The 548-nt window shown below is 49.1% G+C and carries 1 protein-coding gene; it reads right to left on the reverse strand.

Annotated elements, in window-relative coordinates; translation table 11 throughout:
- On the reverse strand, positions 1 to 299 hold a 299-nt coding region (gene ureA / locus ACWHAR_RS30980; protein WP_452088920.1), incomplete at its 3' end, for an urease subunit gamma.
- Between the last annotated feature and the right edge of the window lie 249 nt (positions 300 to 548).

Raw genomic sequence — 548 nt, forward strand, 5'->3', positions numbered from 1 at the left:
GAAATTGGCTGATGTACCGTAACAAGCTTTACTCCATCCGGAAATGTGGCCTCCACCTGAATGCTGTCAAGCATCTCAGGGACACCCTCCATCACATCTTTTTCCGTTAATACATGGCGGCCGACTTCCATCAGCTCTGCTACTCCCTTCCCATCACGTGCGCCTTCCATAATAAAGCAGGTGATATAAGCAGCAGCCTCAGGATAGTTCAGCAGAACGCCCCGCGCCTTTCGCTGTTTGGCTAATTCCCCCGCTGCAAAAATGAGCAATTTTTCTTGTTCAACCGGTGTCAGTTTCATCTGTAGTCCTCCTTCTTTTGTCATATAAAGCAGATGCGGCTACTACGAATTTGCGGAACAGTCAGGCGGGACATCACCTCCCTTTCTTCGAGACTGGGGGTCATACGGTAAGATGCCTTTCAAAGCGGCATGCCGTTTCTTCATCAGCCTTGCCATGGTCAACAACCGTTCCCCTGTCGATTACAGAAAGATAGCCAGCACAGATTAACGCGTTTTCCAGACTGCGCTCGACTAAGATAACAAATGTCT

The sequence above is a fragment of the Bacillus sp. LR--39 genome (assembly GCF_053613335.1).